Source organism: Bradyrhizobium sp., assembly GCF_027451485.1.
Classification (GTDB): Bacteria; Pseudomonadota; Alphaproteobacteria; order Rhizobiales; family Xanthobacteraceae; genus Bradyrhizobium.
The window spans coordinates 58,459-75,729 of the sequence record NZ_DAIDJE010000062.1 but is presented as its reverse complement, the minus strand read 5'-3'; the positions used below and the strand labels follow the sequence as shown (position 1 = coordinate 75,729).

At 63.1% G+C, this 17,271-nt stretch carries 17 protein-coding genes; 4 read left to right on the top strand and 13 right to left on the bottom strand.

All coding sequences use genetic code 11. The features are described from left to right. Positions 1 to 52: 52 nt before the first annotated feature. A complete protein-coding gene (locus NEZ08_RS09475) occupies positions 53 to 1,429 on the bottom strand; it encodes an ABC transporter substrate-binding protein (RefSeq protein ID WP_298106351.1) in 1,377 nt (458 codons plus the stop codon). A 1,281-nt stretch (positions 1,430 to 2,710) separates the two neighbouring features. Next, entirely contained in the window at positions 2,711 to 2,884 is a 174-nt protein-coding gene (locus tag NEZ08_RS09465) for a hypothetical protein (RefSeq protein ID WP_298106349.1), read from the bottom strand. A gap of 225 nt (positions 2,885 to 3,109) precedes the next feature. On the opposite strand from NEZ08_RS09465, the gene NEZ08_RS09460 reads away from it, so the two are divergent. After that, positions 3,110 to 3,358, top strand: coding sequence for a hypothetical protein (locus NEZ08_RS09460; protein ID WP_298106348.1), 249 nt, complete (start codon positions 3,110 to 3,112; stop codon positions 3,356 to 3,358). A gap of 19 nt (positions 3,359 to 3,377) precedes the next feature. On the opposite strand, the gene NEZ08_RS09455 is transcribed toward NEZ08_RS09460, so the two are convergent. From NEZ08_RS09455 to NEZ08_RS09420, 8 genes are all read right to left on the bottom strand, one after another. After that, positions 3,378 to 3,716, bottom strand: a complete 339-nt coding sequence (locus NEZ08_RS09455) for a hypothetical protein (RefSeq protein ID WP_298106347.1) — start codon at positions 3,714 to 3,716, stop codon at positions 3,378 to 3,380. Between the two features lie 340 nt (positions 3,717 to 4,056). Beyond that, positions 4,057 to 4,941, bottom strand: coding sequence for a hypothetical protein (locus tag NEZ08_RS09450; RefSeq protein WP_298106346.1), 885 nt, complete (start codon positions 4,939 to 4,941; stop codon positions 4,057 to 4,059). Positions 4,942 to 5,293: 352 nt separating this feature from the next. Continuing rightward, complete coding sequence (locus NEZ08_RS09445) at positions 5,294 to 5,512, bottom strand: hypothetical protein (RefSeq protein WP_298106345.1); 219 nt, start codon at positions 5,510 to 5,512, stop codon at positions 5,294 to 5,296. Between the two features lie 75 nt (positions 5,513 to 5,587). Beyond that, on the bottom strand, positions 5,588 to 6,169 hold the full coding sequence (locus tag NEZ08_RS09440; RefSeq protein WP_298106344.1) for a DUF6789 family protein: 582 nt from the start codon (positions 6,167 to 6,169) through the stop codon (positions 5,588 to 5,590). Beyond that, the gene (locus NEZ08_RS09435; RefSeq protein WP_298106343.1) at positions 6,132 to 6,350 is read right to left on the bottom strand and encodes a hypothetical protein; all 219 of its coding nucleotides are present in this window, start codon (positions 6,348 to 6,350) and stop codon (positions 6,132 to 6,134) included. Before NEZ08_RS09435 ends, NEZ08_RS09440 begins: the two co-directional genes overlap by 38 nt. A 172-nt stretch (positions 6,351 to 6,522) precedes the next feature. Then, the gene (locus NEZ08_RS09430) at positions 6,523 to 7,275 is read right to left on the bottom strand and encodes a hypothetical protein (RefSeq protein ID WP_298106342.1); all 753 of its coding nucleotides are present in this window, start codon (positions 7,273 to 7,275) and stop codon (positions 6,523 to 6,525) included. After that, complete coding sequence (locus tag NEZ08_RS09425) at positions 7,248 to 8,429, bottom strand: TAXI family TRAP transporter solute-binding subunit (protein ID WP_298106341.1); 1,182 nt, start codon at positions 8,427 to 8,429, stop codon at positions 7,248 to 7,250. Before NEZ08_RS09425 ends, NEZ08_RS09430 begins: the two co-directional genes overlap by 28 nt. A 171-nt stretch (positions 8,430 to 8,600) precedes the next feature. Then, positions 8,601 to 10,547: an AsmA family protein gene (locus tag NEZ08_RS09420; RefSeq protein ID WP_298106340.1), complete on the bottom strand. Its 1,947-nt coding sequence runs from the start codon at positions 10,545 to 10,547 to the stop codon at positions 8,601 to 8,603. A gap of 500 nt (positions 10,548 to 11,047) precedes the next feature. Between NEZ08_RS09420 and NEZ08_RS09415 the strand changes: the two genes are divergently transcribed. Both NEZ08_RS09415 and NEZ08_RS09410 read left to right on the top strand, forming a co-directional pair. Next, on the top strand, positions 11,048 to 11,785 hold the full coding sequence (locus tag NEZ08_RS09415; protein ID WP_298106339.1) for a CoA transferase subunit A: 738 nt from the start codon (positions 11,048 to 11,050) through the stop codon (positions 11,783 to 11,785). Next, positions 11,785 to 12,435, top strand: coding sequence for a CoA transferase subunit B (locus NEZ08_RS09410; protein ID WP_298106338.1), 651 nt, complete (start codon positions 11,785 to 11,787; stop codon positions 12,433 to 12,435). Before NEZ08_RS09415 ends, NEZ08_RS09410 begins: the two co-directional genes overlap by 1 nt. A 142-nt stretch (positions 12,436 to 12,577) precedes the next feature. Here the strand turns inward: NEZ08_RS09410 and NEZ08_RS09405 are convergent, their stop codons facing one another. The 3 genes from NEZ08_RS09405 to NEZ08_RS09395 form a co-directional block, all read right to left on the bottom strand. Further along, a complete protein-coding gene (locus tag NEZ08_RS09405) occupies positions 12,578 to 13,924 on the bottom strand; it encodes an MFS transporter (protein ID WP_298106337.1) in 1,347 nt (448 codons plus the stop codon). Between the two features lie 67 nt (positions 13,925 to 13,991). Then, positions 13,992 to 15,521 (bottom strand): aldehyde dehydrogenase, encoded by a 1,530-nt coding sequence (locus NEZ08_RS09400; protein WP_298106336.1) that lies wholly within the window; start codon positions 15,519 to 15,521, stop codon positions 13,992 to 13,994. Then, positions 15,518 to 16,168: a GntR family transcriptional regulator gene (locus tag NEZ08_RS09395; RefSeq protein ID WP_298106335.1), complete on the bottom strand. Its 651-nt coding sequence runs from the start codon at positions 16,166 to 16,168 to the stop codon at positions 15,518 to 15,520. Before NEZ08_RS09395 ends, NEZ08_RS09400 begins: the two co-directional genes overlap by 4 nt. Positions 16,169 to 16,309: 141 nt before the next feature. On the opposite strand from NEZ08_RS09395, the gene NEZ08_RS09390 reads away from it, so the two are divergent. After that, positions 16,310 to 17,080 carry an alpha/beta fold hydrolase gene (locus NEZ08_RS09390; RefSeq protein WP_298106334.1) on the top strand — a complete coding sequence of 257 codons (771 nt, stop codon included), beginning with the start codon at positions 16,310 to 16,312 and terminating at the stop codon, positions 17,078 to 17,080. Positions 17,081 to 17,271 lie beyond the last annotated feature (191 nt).

Here is a 17,271-nt window from a genome sequence, read left to right as displayed (position 1 = left end):
ATCTACGTCGCGTCATTACATGCCGCGCCGTGTTCGGGACACGAGACTGCCGCTACCCCGCGACCTCCTTGATGCGCGCGATCAGTTCGTCGACCGCCTTGTCCACCGGCACCTTCTCGCTGACGACGCGGTTCATCGCCTTCGCCCAGACGTTCTCGTTGTTCAAGATCGTGAACTTCCAGTTCTTGGTGAAGTCGAACGGCTGGGTGCCGCCCATGAACTGGTTATAGACCGCACGACGGTGGCGGTCGGCCTGCCAGAACGGGCTCTGCTGGCTCGCCAGCGTCACCGGGAACCAGCGTCCGAGCGCGCCTTCGATATAGGGCCGGACATTTTCCTCCTGCAGAAGGAACTTGATGAACTCCTTGCCCTGGGTCTTGTGCTGCGCGTTGGTGAAGATCAGCCCGGTCTTGACGTCGGAGCGGTATTTGATCGTGCCGCCATCAGGCTTGTGCGGGAAGGAAGCGGTGATGATGTCTTCCTCATAGGCCTTCTTTCCGGCGGCCCGTTGTTCCGGAGTCAGCGCCGGGTTGGTGGAATCCTCGAACCATTTCGCTGCGATCGAGATCGTGAAGTTGTGCGTCATCACGATTGTCTTGTTGTGGAAGGCGACATTGTTGTCGGGATCCTTCCAGGTGGTCGAGGAGGGCGGTGTGCAGCCCTTGATGTAGGTGTCGGTGTAATCCTTCAGCGCATGGATCAGCCCGTCGCGCACCTTGGGATCGTCGACCAGGAGCTTGCCGTCGTCGTCGACCAGCTTGACGTTGTAGGCGTCCATGAAGGTGTAGAACGACTGGAGGGAATCGGTGGATTCCACGCCCATCGGCTGGCCGACGCCGTAGATGCGCTGGCCGGTGGCCTTGCGCACCGCCGGCTGCACCTTGCTGCACCATAACGACCAGTAGTCGTTCCACTGGTTGGGAATATCGCTTTCCTTGTAGCCGGCTTTTTCCAGCAAATCCTTCCAGATCTGCACGTGCATGCTCTGCTGCTTCAGCGGGAAGCCGTAATAGGCGCGCTTCCTGGCCTGGCCGTTGTAGAGATAAGTGGCCTGCAGCGCATTCGGCGCGAACTTGTCCTTCATCGGCAGCAGAATGTCCGAGAGATCCTCGAGCTTGCCCTCATAGGCCCATTTGCCCTGCGCCTGCACGTCGTAGGAATCGGAAAAGGCGACATCCGGCACCGTGCCGGAATCCAGCGCCGCCACCGTCTTCGGAATCATGTCCTGGATCGCGTATTGCGACAGCTCGACTTTGACGCCGGTCTTGTCCTCGAATTTCTTGATTGCGGCGATCAGTGCATCGTCTTCGGATTTGTAGAAGCCCTTGCTCCACCACACCGTGATGGTGTCCTGCGCGAGGGCCGGACCCGCGACAACCGCAAACACCGCCGCGGCGGCAACAAGCGCAGTTTTTCTCCAAACTTTCAACGTCTTCCTCCCTGTGTGGCGCGGCTCATTTTAACCGGTTGGGTGAAAGACTAGCGGATGGTGCGGAGACGATCCAGCCGGTTCTTTTTGCAAAGGGCAGGGATGTCGTTCAGGGTCTATCGCGAATGACAGGGTGAATTCGGGCGCAATGACACACCGCCGCGATCCCGCGCCGCGAATGCAGCCGGGTTCTCATCATCTCTTTCGCCCAAGGAGGGCGTGGGGAATGCCGGGTGCCTCACGCGCACCCACAGCCTCGTGTGCAAGGAAGTAGAACACACGAGTTAGTCACCGCAGGTCGCGCCGGTCGCCCGGCATTCCCGCACGCGATTGGTTTTAACGGTTTCCTTCGTGATCTCCTCGGTGATCGGGCTTTCTTGCCACCGTCGCTTGCGAGATCGATTTCGCAAACTTGAGACCAGCGTCGAGGCCTCGGGACCACACGACTTCGCCGTCCGCTTGTCGCCGCGTTCGTCTGCCGCCGGCAAGCGTCCATCGCATCCCCAAGCCCAACGTTCGTGACGATCGCGAAACGCCCCTCGTGCGGGCGGGGACGGGGCGACTCATGCCAGTGATTTTAGCGAGGCGGAAAGGGATTTATTTTTGGTGGCTAGGGCTGGACAGGTGATGGAATCGCAGTGGTGTCGAGTTTCGTCTTCCGTCGGAAGCTAAGGCTCGCTGCACACTGGCAAATGACGCGACGGCGAGAGGCCGGCATTTGAAATCAAAGAAGCTGAGACAGCCTTGCCCTACCGGCGCGGCTTGGTACTGCCGGCGATCGATCCCTCAAGTTCGGCCGCAAGCACCTTATGGTGCTCGGCCAGCCTGCCGAATAGCTCCCGTTTCCTGGGGTCGGTTGCACCGTCTCGGATCATCTCGCAGTCAACGATTTGAGCGTGAAGGTTCTCCAAGTGCGTTTGTATGTCCTTCATCTTGTCCCCCGCAGCTTCGTGACGGTGCGCAGGAAGTCCGGGGCAATTCCCCAACAAATGTCGGGAAAACGGAAATTGACAGGGTGGACCGCGAAACAGGGACTGCGGCGGGCGACCATCAAGTGGGCATGATCGTGTCTTCCCATGATGCGCCGTCGAGTCCAGCTCCTTCAAGGGACCGGTTCAAGACTTCTGCGCTTCTGGCCGGCGCCTTATAGCTCTCCGACAGCATTTGAAGCTGATTAGGGTCGACTGCAGTCTCCGCCAACCAGCCGAAGTGCGACGATAAATCCCCGTATTCGTCGGGCGTCATCATGGCGACCAACCAAACTACAGCGGAAGCACCTGCTTATTCGGAAGCCGTCCGCCAGCGCTCGGCACGGGCGGCAATCTGGTCGTACTCTGCGGCGACCTTTAAGAGCCGCTCTCGTTCCCGCTCAGCGAGGCGGAAGCCCTCTGCCTTCGTTCGCGTCTCTTCGGCGCGCTGTCGCCAGTGGTTCGGATCGTGGAGAACATTGCCCATGTGTTACCCCGTCACATTTGGCCATCAACGCCGGTAACGGGGCACGGGTTCCCTGCCTGAGGTGGTTATAACACGAGCAGGACCCGGACCGCTCCCTCCCATCGGCCAAATCGGCTTCGGCCAATCAGCCCACCTGCGTCGACCAGGCGGCGCTTGAGCCAGATCAAGCGGCGTGAGGGGCGACCGGGCTATCTACGCCGCAGCGCAATATCCGGTGGCTCTCCGATGCGGACTTATTATTTCGACGTGAAGGATGGCGTTCCAAAGCGGCATCGAGGTGGATTGCAATTTCCAACCGCTGCAGCCGCGATCGAGCACAGCATGGAGATGGCGCGGCAACTCCGGGGCGACCCGCGGGTCGAGGACTTTGATCTCTACATCAGTGTCGTTGATGAATCCGGTGCAGAGATACACCGCGAGCACGTCTACAAGGGATTGGATCGTCAGAAGAGCGAATCCCCGTCTCGCGCATGAGATTGCGACCCTCTCTCAACTAGAGCCGACTTTCGCTCACCTGTCTGCGCATCTGCCGGCAGAACCCCTCGACGAACTGCGCAAGCGATTCGAAATTGACGAGCAGCCTTTCGGCCTGGATCCATTCAGTCGAGCCGGGATCGAAACAGTCCAACAGCCGTCTTTGACGGTCTGCACGAGCCCGGCACGCTGCCGCTCTGCTTTCGGCGAACTCAAGTTGCTCCTGATCGTGGCCCAACTTGTCCTCTTCTTCGATCAACAGCTTGTTGATCACCGATCTGTTGTGACTTGAGACGCTGCCGTTGTTCAACAGATCCAGATAATGATCGATGTTGGCATGTGCGACGAACTTCTCCATGCGTACTCCTCCCCTCTGGGAACCCGGTTACGCGCGTTCCATGATGCGCCGGCAACATGACGGTTGCGAGTCGTTTTTGACCAGGCCGGTGTCCGGAGAAATGCCCCCAGGGCAGACAGGAAGACCGCCAAGGTGGGGTGGGGGGAGCCCTTGGCGGCCCAACCGGGGTTACACAGATGCAGTTGAGGGGCTGCGCCCGTGCGACCTGGATTTAAACGGCGTCCGGGGCGGATCTCGTTGATCTGTATCAATCGGGACGAGGCAGGGCCGCGAGCGGGCAGTTAGCTGCCGCGCCTTACGCGACAGCGTCCGCTTGCCCCGGTGGACGTGAGCGACACCCTTACGCCACATCGGCCCGGACGGTCTCCTCCTCTTCGGCGGCGAGCAGATCGAGATCGATCGGCTGCGTCTCGTCGAGGCCGGGCTCGCCCTGGGCCCCTTCGCTGCCATGGATGTGGATCAGGGTCTGCACACGCCGCGCATTCAGATAGTCCACGTGCTGATGCCGCAGTGCGACCGCCAGCAACGTTTTCGGCAGCTCGACCAGCGCGAACGCCGGCGCCCGGCGCACCTCGCCGCCCTCCCGCCAAAGCAGCGCATTGAGCGTGTAGATCAATTGCCGATCGATCTCATGAGACGGCAGTTGCTCGGGCTCGGCTGTGACGCCGGCGGCGATATTCGCGTTGCCGGCGCGTGTGCGCACCGCGGCGGATCGGAGTTGCCAGCAGATCAGATCCGCGGCCGCGAGCACCTCGTGGCGCATCGCGTCGACACTGGCCGAGAACCTGGTCGCCTCCAGGACCGCCGCAGGGCTCCTGGTGACGGCGTCCACGAGCGCGGCGGCGCTTGAGCCAAATCCCGGCGCGGCCTTCTCGATCGCCAGAGCCATCGCCTCGATCTGATCGGCCAGCGTATCGCGGTCGCGCTGCGCCCTGGCGTCAGCCAGCGCTCGCTCGGTCGAGGCAATCTGCTCGTCGAGTTCGGCCAATTCGGCTCGCAGCGCCTTGGCTCGCTCTTCGACCTCGCGCAGCCTGGTTTCCGCGCGGCCGAGCTTGTCAGCGCTCGCCCCGGCCACTGCCAGCCGCTCAGCCGCGGTACGGCTTTCTTCAACAACCGCCTCAATAGCGCTCACCCGGTCGGCCTGCTTCTGGCGCGCCGCGCGCCGGTCCCTCAGCGCATGTTCGAAGCGCTCGACCGGAGAGAGTTCCCGCTTGAAAAATGCCATTCAATATCCTCGATGACCGAGATCATTTGGCCGAATCAGCGCCGAATCATTGCGCCGGAAACTAGTCGGAAAGGGGGATGACATTGCGGCCCGATTTGGCCCGGGCCACACGGGCTGTGCTGCCGCGCCGCAAATGCGGCGGGTTATCCACCATTCTCGTCCCCGAATGGTGTCGGTGGTTTCCGGCCCGCGTCTCTTCGGTGATCGGATTTCCTGCCGCCGTCACGGGTCACGATGCGTCGGCATCGTCACCCGGCTCGACACGCTTATGCGGTGGCGTCCGATGCGAACTTCGGAAGAACGAACCTGCTGCGGTGAACTGGAGGCTCCGATCAGTGTTGTCGCAGGTTCACTACGCGGCGCGCCAGTGATCGGGTCTTTTCTTGTCATTCAGATGGCGGACCCGAGCCACATGCGGTGAGTGCCCGTTGCGGTTTGCCCAATCAATCGCTTCGTGCTGGGTTTTGAAAGACGCGAGGACGTGGTCGGCGTGATCCTCGACAGCATAGTCACTGATTGGCGTTCCCTCGGTTTTGCCCTTCGGACGTGCTTCAATAAATACGATCGCCATGGTCTTCCTCGAAATTGCAGTGGGTTGATGTCATCCTCATAATCTTGCTCAGGGGGAGCGGGTTCAATGTGCTCGCTACGATATGCGGTTGAGAAGGGCGAAGACCTTCCCCATCACTGAGCTGTAGGCCTGCACCATCGTGAAGGAAAACAGCGTCGGCTTGATGCCCTGGCCAACGTCCCAGGCGAAAAGGCCCAGGCCGACCAGAGGGAAGAACACCGCGCCCATGATCAGCCACACCACAACGCCGGCCCAAAATCCCTTGGTGATTCCGTGCCGGCCGGGGAGCAGTCGGTAGCTGCTGCCGAACAGGAATCCGACCACGGTCATGCTGTTCACATAGGAGATAGCCCAGGGGACGATGGCGGGAACGTGGCTGCCGACGAGATCATGGAGCGTTGCCTGGAGCGCCCGGTAGGGCTCGAACGACGGCAGCCATCCTGCGCGCGTCTTCAGGTAGATCAGCAGGGTGTGGGCCAGTGCGCCGCAAAGTCCGGCGATCAGTGACTTCCAGATCCAGCCCTGAAACCGATGGGTGCGCGCGAACCGCCCGGCGATAGAGGCGCTGCGAACGTCAGCCAGGTCAACCAGCGCCGGGCGAACGCTCGCCCAGATCAGGCTATTCGCGCGGCTCGATGGCAAGGATGTCCCCTTCATCGACATGGCCGCGGATGGCCTCGATTTCCGCTGCATCGACCTCGAGCAGCCATTTATGCCATTCGCTCGGATGTCCCTCGGGCGCGACCGGTTCACCGCGGGCAGCATAACGATGTTTCGCCAGCGCCTGCATCGCCCGCTCCATCGCATTGCCGTCCTTCAGGGTTATGACGCTTCGCATCGGCCACCTCTTGATTTTGAACCAGAATGGCAGGTCGCCAAGGCGATGCATTGATTGAAATCAAAGCCGATGGTTGCGGGGCTTCCCGAAGTCCCGGCGAAAGCCGGAACCCCGCACGCCACCGCTACGCCGCGGCGCCCATTCTGAACGAGAAGACGCGTTTCTGCAGTCGTCACTGGGCGACGCGCGCCTCGTCCTTCTTTGAAACGTGCCAGATCACGAAATGGTAGTGCGGCATGTCCACGCCGGGATGGCCCGGGTTGAAGTAGAAGCTCACGTGATCGACCGGCCCGTCAACGCCTGCAGCGTCCAACGTCTTGTGATCGTCGATGTCCTTGACCGGGATCATGTACACGGTCGCGACCAAATGGTCCTGCCGGTCGAAACACAGGAACGGCCCTGTGGGCAGGGTGTCCGGCTTGACGTAGATGATGCCGAGCCCGGGAAAGAATTTTGGAAAGTTGACGAGATCGCTGACCCGCTTGTAGCCGTTTTTCTCGGCGACCTCGCGCCGGTTTTCGACCGTCTTGACGGGCTTCCTCCGGATCTCCACCCGCCTGACGTTCCTGTCGTCTTTGGGAGCGCTTTTTCTCGCGACGGCCGTCCGCTTTCTCTCGGCAAGCTCATGCGGATAGCGGCGCGGCTGAACGGGGCGACGCCGGGTGGCGATAGGCTCCTCTCTCCGCGTCACCACCGGAGGCCCGACCATCTGGCCCGGAGGCGGCTGCATCGGCGACGGAAAGGGCGCAAAGGTTGGGTATGGCGCCTGCTGGGGCGGTCCCATCGGGGCATATTGCGCGCCGGCCTGACGCACATCCGCCAATGCAGCCAGAGCAACGATCAGCGCCGCGCTCAGCATCCCCATCCGGCAGCGCGCGAAGCTTGCCTTGCCTGCGCTCACTTGCCCTGCTGCCGTTCTCGCCATTTGAGAAACTCCCTGAACAGTTGCTCTTTTTGCTGGGACGGATTGCCGGGCGGATTGGCCGCGCCAGCGTTCCCGTTGCGGCCGGCATCCGCTCCCATCGATTGCAGGCTGAGCCAGCGCCCGGCGGGACGGAAACGCTCCCAGCCTTCCAGCCGTGCCGCCAGGTTCACCTCGTGCCATTTCGCAGGATGGTCGGGGCCGAGAAATTCGGAAAAGCGCGAGAAGAAGCTCGTCGTGAAATTCTCCAGCAAATCGTAGCGCGGGCTGTGCGGTGGCCAGTTGTAGGCGAAAAGTGCCGACTGGATCGCGACGGTTTCGATCCTCTGGCCGTCAGCGATGATGTTCGGATAGTCGGCGTGTTCAAGCTTCGACGGCAGGAAATCGCGCTGCAGCGCCTGCGAAAACGGAATCGGCAGGAAATGGATGTCGTCGAGCCGCGCGTTGAGCGCGAGCAGCGGCTTGATCGGCTTTCCCGACAGCAGCAGCACCGCCGATATCTGCCCGTGCTGGAGCTGGTCGAGCGCTGCATCCAGGCCGAGATTCACCGCATTGATCTTCACGCCGAGAGCGTCGAACGCTTCGCGCCCCAGCACGTCTTCGGCGCTGTCCTCCTCGCCGAGGCTGACCGTCTTGCCGGCGAGATCTGCAAGGCTTTTGATTTCCGGCCGAACGAGAAGGTGGAACTCCTCGGTGTGAAGCAGGGTGATGTAGACCAGCTTGTGGCGAATATCACCGAACGTCTTCGCGTCCCGCAGCCGGTTGACCAGAACCACCGGCGCGATCGCCATGTCCGCGCCCGCCAGCGTGAGCAGGTCCAATATGTTGCGGACCCCGCCGGTCCCCACCATCGGAAGCACCCGCAGCGCGACCTCGCCGTGCGGACCCGTTTCCTGGCCGCTGGCCAGTACGGTCGCGATGTCCTGCACCATGGCGAATTCGGTGCTGTAGGGCGGTCCAGTGACGAATCCGGCCGTGTACCTGTTCTCCGATACCTCTTTCCGGAGAGCGGTTTGGTCATGAAAGTGGACGCCCACGGCTGCTGGTCCGCTCGCCGAACTGGACGGTGCTGATTGCGCGAGCGCGTCCGTCGGGCCGGCAAGCCAGGCCATTGCAAGGATGCCGGCGGCGATCCACCGGCGTGTTCCCGCTTTCAAGCTGCTCCGGCGACCGGCCCGTTCCTGGCGTGACATGCTTTCAAGGGGATGCTTGAGCCGACTGCGTGTGATCGGCCGATGGGCGAACACGAGCTGGTAAAAGATCGTCGGCCTGAAACGCGCTCAGACGAGCGAGGTTCCCTGGAACGGGCAGATTAAATCGTCGGAAACTCAGTTCGTTTTCGCGCTCGCCGCGTCGGCCGGCGCGTTGTCGGGCGGCAGATTGGCGGGTAGCGCGCTGTTCGGCGCCTTGCCGCCGGTCAGCCGCTCGATGACGGAGCGAACCGCATCGCGCGCCTTCGGGTCTTTCACCGCGTTGAGAAGCGGAGCGGTCGCGGGCGAGCGACGGAGCAGGGCATCGGGATCGGGGAAGATCAAGGGATCATCCCATGGGCCCTGCACCACAAAAGGCAATTCGAAGCCGGGCTTGCCGTCGCCGGTGACCAGGCTCGCCGTGCCCTTCATGTCGAATTCGCGCGAGGGCACCGAGGCTGTGCCGGTCAGCGTGATGTGTGCCGGCCCGTCGATCTGGACATCGCCGAGCGTGGCAACGCCGTCGGCGAATTTCAGCGCGACGTTGAGGTTGGTGTAAGGCGTGGCGCCCGAGCGGAAATTCCCGGCGCCCGACAGCGGGCGGCGCTCCAGCCGCTTGAGCAGCTGCTCGGCGTTGAAGCCTGCGAGCGCGCCGTCATGGCCGGTCAGCGTTGCGGTGCCGTCGAGCGATTGTGCCAGTCCGAACGGGCTTGAGCCGGCGGCGGACAGCGATACGCCGAGGTTGCCGCGGCCGGACAGTTTATTGAAGCCGAACAGCTCGCTGGCGCAGGCCTGCAAATCGACGTCCGTGAACTGGAATTGCGCCTTCACGTCGGCGAGGGTATCGGCGCGCGCCAGTGCGAACGAGCCGCGGGCGATGCCGCCATAGATCTGCGCTTCGCCGACGCTCAGCGCCAGCGCGCCGTTGCGCAGGTTGGCGCCGATCGCGGTACGTCCGAGCCTCGATGCGCCGATCGCGACCTTGGCCGCGGAGAGGCGGATATCGAGATCGGTCGCAGACAGCGAATTCAGATCGAACAGTTGCCGGTTCCAGTCGTGCGCGCCGCTGGCGAGCAGGCGGAAGGTCGAAATGTAGGGCGTGAAATCGAGGCTGTCGGCGGCCAGCGTCGCCTGCAACGACTGCCGGCCGTTATTGGTGTAGGTCATCACACCCTCGGCGACATTGCCGTCGAGCTCGACATTGACGTTGGTGAGCGCAACCGAGCCGCCGACCATGTTCGCTCTGGCCTTCAGCGCGAAACGTCCGAAGCCGCCATTGCCCGGCGCGATCTGTCCGGTCCATCGCAGCGCGTTGCGCAGCGATGTCGAATCGATCGTCATCGTGCCGTCCATCATCAGGCTGGTCTTGTTGGCGGCCGTGCCGTCAAAGGCGAGCTTCAACGGCACGCTGGAAAGCCGCGCCTTGACGCTCGAACGGTCGCCGGACAGTGCGGCCAGGAAGTCGCCGATCGAAATACTGCCGTCGACGCGCTCGCCGCGCCAGTCGAACTGCCCGGTCGCTCCGAAGGAGCGCGAGATCGAGGGCCAGGCCAGGGACAGGTCGATGTCGTCGAGCTTCTCGTGGACCTGACGGACCGGGTCCTCGTAAGTCAGGATGCCGTCCTGGATGCGGATCTCCGAGAACGACAGCTGGTTCTCGGCGCCGGGTTGCATGGTCCGTGCGATGGTGCCGATGAACGGCGTCCAGTTGCTGTCACCGGTGATGTCGCGGACCACGCGGATGCGCGGCCGCAGCATCATGACATCGGCGATCTCGAAGCGTTGCAACAACAGCGGCAACAGCCGCAAATTCGCCGTCAGCACGTCGACGGTCAGAGCGGGGTCGGCGCCGGCGCCGCCCTTCAGGCCCACGTCATGGAAGGAGACGTAGCTCGCCGGGAATACCGAGATATCGGTGTTGCCCTTGACCACCAGATCGAGCCCGGTGACGGCGCGGATCTGCGCCTCGACCGCCGCGCGCAGGGCGTCCCGGTTCAGCAGCCAGCTCGAGATGATCATCGCGACCACCGCCAAGCCGATCAGCACCGCGACGGGCATCGCGACGCGCCTTGTTCTCTGGGCCATCGTCAACGGAAAATCCTAGAAATATCCAAATCCGGTTAGTCTCGCTGGAACCGTGTCTGTCAAACCGGCGCGAGTCGAAAGAGCCGCCGCTGAAGGGGGTGGCAGGACCAGCTGCCGTTCCCAAGGAGCGGCAACTTGCTGTTTTTTCTTGACGCTTTCAAGGCCGTCCACGGGTGTACCCACCGGCCTGATGGCGCTCCAGTCGCTGCGACCATCGTCCGGAACGGGCGGAACGCCGGGCTCCTCGCCATGAGCAGCAAGACCTTATTCTCAGAAGCCCACCTTGAGGCGGGCGGCTCGAAGGATGATGCCTCTGCCCCCAGGAGACTGGCTCCCGTCATTGACGGCTGCCTCGTGCTTCATCTCCAAGGCGGAGGAAGATGGCGCCCCCAACACGTCGCGAGCAGGTCGAAGGCCGCATTGACGCACTGCGAAGGTTTCGCCTAATAGTCGTCAGCCGATCGCAGATCGGGCGCGTTTCCTCCATCAGGTCGTATCGCATGAACAAGGTTTATCCCGACGCCAAGTCGGCACTCGACGGCATCCTCAAGGACGGCATGATGATCATGTCCGGAGGTTTCGGCCTCTGCGGCATCGCCGAGACCCTGTCGGATGCGATCCGCGACTCTGGCGTGAAGAACCTGACCGTGGTGTCCAACAATGCCGGCGTCGACGGCGTCGGGCTGTCGCGCCTGCTCGAGACGCGCCAGATCAAGAAGATGATCTCCTCCTATGTCGGCGAGAACAAGCTGTTCGCCCAGCAATACCTCGCCGGCGAACTCGAGCTCGAATTCAATCCGCAAGGCACGCTGGCCGAGCGCATCCGCGCCGGCGGCGCCGGCATTCCGGCCTTCTACACCAAGACGGGCGTTGGCACGCTGATCGCCGAAGGCAAGGAAGTGAAGGAGTTCGACGGAGAGAAATACATCATGGAGCGCGGGCTGTTTGCCGACCTCGCCATCGTCCATGCCTGGAAGGGCGACACTGCCGGAAACCTGATCTATCGCAAGACGGCGCGCAATTTTAATCCGATGATGGCGACAGCCGCGAAGATCACGGTCGCCGAAGTCGAGCATCTCGTCCCCGCCGGCGAGCTCGACCCGGACCACATCCATACGCCCGGCATCTTCGTCAAACGCATCATCGAGGTCGGTACTGCCAAGAAGCGTATCGAGTTCCGCAACACGCGCCCGCGTCCCGCCAAAGCGCCGGCCGCCGCAACCGGGAGTGAAGTCTGATGGCCTGGACCCGCGAACAAATGGCGGCCCGCGCCGCCAAGGAGCTGCGCGACGGCTACTACGTCAATCTCGGCATCGGCATTCCGACGCTGGTCTCCAACTACATTCCCGAGGGCATCGACGTCGCTCTGCAAAGCGAGAACGGCATGCTCGGCATGGGGCCGTTCCCGTATGAAGGCGAGGAAGATCCGGACCTGATCAACGCCGGCAAGCAGACGGTGAGCGAACTGCCGTCGACCAGCTATTTCTCCTCCGCCGATTCCTTCGGCATGGTGCGCGGCGGCCACATCGACCTGTCGATTTTGGGCGCGATGCAGGTGGCGCAGAACGGCGATCTCGCCAATTGGATGATCCCCGGCAAGATGGTGAAGGGGATGGGCGGCGCGATGGACCTCGTCGCCGGCGTCAAGCGCGTCGTCGTGGTGATGGAGCATTCGGCGAAGGACGGCCCGAAGCTCCTCAAGAAGTGCACGCTGCCGCTCACCGGCGAGCATGTGGTCGACATGGTGGTGACGGACCTTGCCGTCTTCACCATCGACAAGCACGGCAAGGACGGCATGGCGCTGATCGAGCTCGCCGATGGCGTCACCCTCGACGAGGTCAAGGCCAAGACCGAAGCCGAATTCCGCGTCGCGCTGAAGAACGCGTAGGATCGTCTTTCTCGAGACCTGGTTTGTCGTCATGCCCGCGCTTGTCGCGGGCATCCACGTCTTGGGGCGTCCAGAACAGGAAAGACGTCGATCGCCGGGTCAAGCCCGGCCACGACGGGTCCTGACAGTTGGTCACGCCTCCTTACTCTGCCGCCTTCGCCACATCCTCCAGCCCGCGGTTCCGCGGCTCGACGCCCCAGGCCCAAACCACCAGGATCTGAACCACGACCAGTCCGATCATCAGCCAGACCACGCCGGGCAGATTGTAGGACGTCATCAGCGCGGCGACGATGAAGGGCGAGATCACGGTGGCGCCGCGGCCGAAGAAGTTGCAGATGCCGTTGGCGCGCAGTCTGATCTCGGTCGGAAACAATTCCGTCGTATAGACCCCGTAGAGGATCGCGGTCTGCACATAGATCGCCACCACCAGGGCGAATCCGATTCCGAGCACGATCGCCGGATCGGACGCGGCGTTGAAGCGCGCATAGACGTAGCCTGCGATGATGGTGACGATCGAGGCGCCGATGATGCTGGGACGGCGTCCGATCGCGTCGGACGTATAGGCGCCGAGCGCGCAGCCGACCAGCGAGGCCGCCGACAGCACCAGCGTGTAGGCCAGCGAGTTGGTGATGGTCAGGCCTTGACGGAGGAAGAATTGCGGCAGGAAGATCACGAAGCCGAAGATCAGCGTGTTGATCGAGATCAGCACCCAGGAGCCGACGATCATGCGCTGTAACAGCGGCGGCCTGATCATGTCGCTCGCGGCGACCGGCGCGACCGGCGCAGGCAGCACCACGGGCGGCAGCGGCCGGCCCTCTGAAGCTTCCTGCTCGATGGCCTGCATCAGCGCCTCGGCCTCTTCGGTCCGGCCCTTGGATTCCAGCCAGCGCGGCGATTCCGGCAAATTCTTGCGCAGGTACCAGACGATCAGCGATCCGATGCCGGCGATGACGAACATCGGCCGCCAGCCGAAATTCGGAATGATGAAATAGCCGAGCAGCGAAGTTACGGGAAAGCCGGCCACCACGATGAAAGCCATCATCGACAGCCAGCGGCCGCGCGTTTTCGGCGGGACGAATTCGGTCATGGTCGAATAGCCCACCACGATCTCGGCCCCCAGCCCCAGGCCCTGCAGGAAGCGGCAGGCGATCAGCTGGGTCATATCCTGGGAGAAGGCCGCGGCCAGCGAGGCCAGACCGAAGATCAGGAGATTGATCTGGTAGGTGAAGCGGCGCCCGAACTTGTCGCCGACAAAGCCGGTGATCAGCGCGCCGGCCGTCATGCCGACAAAGGTCAGCGAGAGAAATTGCGAATTCTGGCTGACGGTCGAGAATCCGGATTTGATCACCGAGGCCAGCACGCCGCCGGCGACATAGAGATCGTAGCCGTCGAAGAACATGCCGGCGCCGACCAGCCAGAAGATCCGATAGTGAAACGGCGAGATCGGCAGCCGGTCGAGCCGCGCGCCGGTGTTTACTGCAACACCCATGAAGTTTCCCCCTTTATAGTTCGTTGGAAAGGGGCGCCGGCTTCGCCGGTCGCCCCAGTGATCCCGGTCAGTTGAGCCGCCGCTGTCCCGCCGTGTCGCGGTACCAATCGAACGGCGCGTCGTTGGTGGCGACCATCACGCTCTTGACGCTGAAATGGTCGTCGAAGCTCTCGGTGCCGCATTCGCGTCCCACCCCGGAATCGCCGACGCCGCCCCAGGGCGAGGCCGGATCGAGCCGGTGGTGATCGTTGATCCAGACGATGCCGCACTTCACGCCGCTGGCCACCCGGTGGGCGCGCGCGACGTCGCGGGTGCGGATCGCGGCGGCCAGCCCAAACGGTGAATCATTGGCAAGCCGCAGCGCATCCGCCTCGTCCCTGAACGGCGTCACGGACGTAAAGGGACCGAACACTTCCTCCTGGAAGATGCGCATGTCGGACTTTACGTCGGCAAACACGGTCGGTTCGACGAAATAGCCGTTCTCGAAGCCTTTGATCTTCGCCGCCACACCGCCGGTGACGAGGCGGGCGCCGTCTTCATGGCCGAACTTGCAATAGGACAAGACGCGGTCGCGCTGGCGCGCCGAGATGACGGGGCCGAGCTGGGTTGCGGGATCCGAGGGATCGCCGATCCGGATGGTCTCGGTCTTGGCCTTCAGCTTGGCGACGAACTCGTCATAGATCGAGGCTTGCACCAGATGCCGCGAGGCGCAGATGCAGGTCTGGCCGGCGCCGATGAAGGCGCCGAACGCCGCATAGTTCACCGCGCGGTCAATGTCGTAGTCATCGAACACCATCACCGGCGTCTTGCCGCCAAGCTCCATGGTCTGATGCGCGAACACCTTCGCGGCCGCGCTTCCGGCAATGCGTCCGGCTTCGGTGCCGCCGGTGAGCACCAGCTTATCGATGTCGCCGTGCTCGGCGAGCATCTTGCCGGCGCTCTGGCCGAGCCCGTTCACAATGTTGAACACCCCGGGCGGCAAACCGGCTTCGCTGAAAATCCTGGCGAGCCGCAGCGTGGTGAGCGGCGTATATTCCGACGGCTTGACCACGGTGACGCAGCCGGACGCCAGCACGGCGGCGAGCGATTTGCACAGGATCATCAGCGGATGGTTGAACGGCGTGCAGTTCGCGACGATGCCGATCGGCGTGCGCAGTGTGTAGTTCAGGTAAGAGCCTTCGACCGGGATCACAGCGTCGCGCCGCGCCAGCGCCAGCCCGGCGAAGTAGCGGAAGAAGTCGGGCAGGCGCGAGAGCTGCGCGCGCGTCTCGTTGACGGGCCGGCCATTGTTGAGCGTCTCAAGCTTGTAGAGCTCACCCAGATTCGCTTCGAACGCGTCCGCCAGCTTGTTGACGAGGCGCGCCCGGGCGCGCACGTCCATGCCGCCCCATTCCTTGCTTTGGAACGCCGCGCGCGCGCTCTTCATGGCGCGGTCGATGTCCTCGGCGGTCGAGTTCGGGATCTGTGCGATCACCTCCCCGGTTGCGGGATTACGGACGTCGAGCATTGGCCCGCGGCCGGCTTCGATCTCGCGACCATCGACGAAATTGCCGTGGACTTCGACCGATGCGGAGCCCGGTCTGGCTGGGATGTTCATATGTTCTTCTCCTCCACGATCACCGCATTGCGCTTGAGCGCCGGCAGCACGCGTTTTTCGGTTTGATGGATATGGGTCTTGATGAGGCGCGCCGCGCGCCGCCGGTCGCGGCGCTGCATCGCCTCGATCAGTTCGATATGTTCGCCGACGAGCCGGGTCGGGTCATGATTCCTGATATTGGCAAGGCTGACGCGCACCAGACGGTCGGCCTGTCCGATCAGGTCGCAAAGCGCGCCAGCCATGCGGCGATTGCCGGAGGCGTAGGCCAGCGCAGTGTGAAAGGCGCGGTTATAGGCGATGAAATCCTCGTGATCGCCGGAGAAGCGCCGGTAGTCGTCGAGCGCCTTGAGGGTCTTGTCCGGTGCGTGCTCGATGGCTTCCGCGACGCAGGCCGGCTCCAGCGCCAGGCGAAACCGCAGCAGGTCGCGCGCGTCGGACAACGAGATCGGATTGACGCGGTAGCCCTGGCGCGGCTGCACGGTGACGAGGTGCTCCCGCTCCAGCCGCAGCAGCGCCTCGCGCACCGGCTGGCGGCTGACGGCGTAGCGCTGGGCGAGCTCCTGCTCGCGCACGTCGTCGCCGGGGGCCAGGCGGCAATTCAATATATCAGCCCGAAGGCTTTCGTAGACATTGTCGCGCAGGAGCATGGGGAAAATCCGCAGATTTCCTGTCTCTTCTGGCATTCGTGAAATATCACGTCAAGGTAATCCAGGCTTGAAAAGTGCCGACTTTGATTTATCAGTTGGTTCCAAACCCGCCTTAGGCCCCGTCCCAAAAGAGAGCTTCGCATGGATCGATTGTTTGCCAACGACACAGTCAATGCGGCGATCTCCGGGGAGGGAAAGCCGCTCTTCCTTTTTCACTCCCTGCTGTCGGACCGGGCGAGTTTTGCCTCGATCGAGCCCGAGTTGATGTGCGCGCACCGCGTGATCGTGCCGGAATTGCCGGGGTTTGGCGGCTCGAAGGCGGTGGCGGGCGGGCTTGCGGCGGTTGCCGATCGAATGGCGGAGGCGGTGAGGGATGCTGCCGAAGGGCAAAAGGCGATCGTGCTCGGCAACGGCTATGGTGGCTTCGTCGCGCTGCAGATGGCGATCCGGCATCCCGAACTCGCCAGCAAGCTCATTCTCGCCGATTGCGGCGCGGCGTTCTCGGCGCAGGGGCGCGAAGCCTTTCGCAACATGGCGGCGGCGGCCAAGGCAAAGGGGCTTGCCGCGATCACCGAGGTCGCGATGCGCCGGCTGTTCGCAGCCGATTTTCAGGCGACACACCCCGATCTGATGCGCGACCGCCGCGAGGCTTTCCTGAAAACCGACACCGAGGTGTTGCAGGCGGCCTGCGGCCAGCTCGCCGAACTCGACCTGCGTCCCGAGCTGTCGAAGGTCAGAATGCCTGTGCTGGTTCTGGTCGGCGAGCACGACGAGGCCACCCCGCCGCCGATGTCGCATGAACTGGCGGCGCTGCTGCCGGATGCACGGCTGAAGATATTGTCAGGCTGTGCGCATGTCCCGCAGTTGCAGGCGCCTCGCGCTTTCCTCGATGCGATCGCTGATTTTCTTTAGCCTGCCAAGTCACATCGCAGGCCGAGTGTAAGCGACCGGTACAAAATTTCCGCGCCTTCGCGGACGATGTTCGCATCGCCAGGAGAACGATGAGGCTACCAGGCAGGCGCCACATCCTTCGACACGCGCGCAAGGGCGCTCCTCAAGATGAGGAAGTTCGCTCGTCTTGTAACATGGTAAGATGAGGCGCC